Source organism: Prevotella sp. P2-180, from assembly GCF_002251435.1.
GTDB lineage: Bacteria > Bacteroidota > Bacteroidia > Bacteroidales > Bacteroidaceae > Prevotella.
This window is the reverse complement of sequence record NZ_NPJI01000032.1, coordinates 1-1738: the sequence shown is the minus strand read 5'-3', so window position 1 is coordinate 1738 and position 1738 is coordinate 1. Positions and strand designations below refer to the sequence as shown.

2 protein-coding genes are annotated in these 1738 nt (G+C 47.1%); both read left to right on the top strand.

Annotated elements, in window-relative coordinates; genetic code table 11:
* Window positions 1-179 precede the first annotated feature (179 nt).
* A complete protein-coding gene (locus tag CIK98_RS05050; RefSeq protein ID WP_094383195.1) occupies window positions 180-509 on the top strand; it encodes a hypothetical protein in 330 nt (109 codons plus the stop codon).
* An 8-nt stretch (window positions 510-517) separates the two neighbouring features.
* Complete coding sequence (locus CIK98_RS05045; protein WP_094383194.1) at window positions 518-1705, top strand: hypothetical protein; 1188 nt, start codon at window positions 518-520, stop codon at window positions 1703-1705.
* Window positions 1706-1738: the final 33 nt, after the last annotated feature.

Sequence of the window (1738 nt, the reverse complement as noted above, 5' to 3'; positions counted from 1 at the left end):
CCTAGGCTGTCAAGTTTGTTGAATTTTCCTGTACCATTTTCACTATAGTTTTTATCGATAAGAGTGTTAATTTAACGTGTTTATTTTTAACAGTTTGGTGACGTGTTTTTAACATTAAAAACTTGTATAATTCACTGATTTTTAGTAACTTTACAGCAAATTACAAGCATGATTAAGTTATGAAAAAGTCAGAAAATACCGATGAAGTTAAGGCTCTGAAAGAGGCCTTGAAACGTGAACAGGAAAAGAATGCCAAGCTTGAAGCCAAGAATGAGGCGCTTAAGACGAAGCATGATGCTGACAAAGCGGAGATAAGAAAACTCAGGCGACGCAAGGACCCTAAGCCTGCTGCTTCCGCGAAAGCGGATGAAAAGGCAAAGCCTCTCAGTGCTAAAAAAAAAGAGAAGATGCTCAGGAGCATGAAACCTCTCGGGTTGTCCGAACTGCAGAAGGAGAAGCTCGAAGAGCTATTCCCCGGTATCACTTCGATGAGCTCTCTATTCGACTAGCCATACTCTTGTTCTGCCATTGCGGTCTCAGTCCGAGGAAGATCATCAGCGTCATCGGTGTGTTCAACATGCTCTTTGACGGCATAGCGGGCAAGGCTCCCTCGCATCAGACCATATTCGACTGGGTACTGAAGTACGGATTGTCGCTGAGCCAGGCTACAGGCACTCTGCAAGAGAAGAACCGTGCACTTATCATAGATAACAGCGTGAACATGAACGGACAGGAACTGCACCTGGAGCTTGAGGCTCCGGCAACCCATCCTGGTCACCCGCTGACGCACAACGATGTCTGGCTGGTGCGCATGAAGGTGGACAAGGGATGGAATGTCGAAATGATTAAGGAACAACTACGGAGGGCTACTTCAGAGAATGCTCCCGAATACATCGTGAGCGACAACGCCAAGACCATAGGCAGGGCATGCCGTGAGATGGAGTTCAGGCACCATCGCGACATAAGCCACTCCTTTGGAGTGTTTCTGGAAAGGACCTATGCCAATACGGAGGAGCTGAGCGAATTCAATCAGAAACTGGGATTTGCGCGCAAGTACTCGCATACCGCCATCGGATGCCTCATGCCGCCAAAGCGCAGAGCCTATGCCAGATTCATGAATATCTTCGACCGCATTGACTGGGCATACAGCATGCTTCACAACTTCTTCAAGCTACCTCCACTTGGCAAGTCTGCCTTTGGATTCCTCCAGAAGCAGGCCTGCTTTATTGAGGAGATGAAGAATGTCATGGACTGGTACCGCCACATGGAAGAACTCATCAAGGAGAAGGGGCTTTCGCGCAAGACATCCAACGAGTGCAAACGCTACATCCATGCCACCTTCATGCAACAGGAAGAGCGGCTCAGAAATCTTGGGCAGATGCTGCTGGACTACTTCAAACAGGAGGAATCTCTCCTTGAGTCAGACGATGACGTGCACAACATATGCTCTGACATCATCGAGTCTGTCTTCGGATACGCCAAAAGCCGCCTTTCATCTAATCCAAACAACGGATTCACTACACTTGTATTGCTCGTACCTGCACATCTGAGAGTAGCAAATCTGAGTTCATGTAAAGGACTTGACGTGCATGACAATATGGCTTCTACCAGACTCAATGACATAACAAAATGGAGAAGGGAGACACTCCTTGCAAATCCATGTTTCAGTAGAGCTAGGACTATGTCAATGGCTGTTGGATTTTAGTACATCATCTGTAACAAACTTGACAGCCTAGGT

Coding starts and splice junctions, on each gene's coding strand:
- CIK98_RS05050 (WP_094383195.1), top strand. CDS start 180: ATGAAAAAGTCAGAAAATACCGATGAAGTTAAGGCTCTGAAAGAGGCC.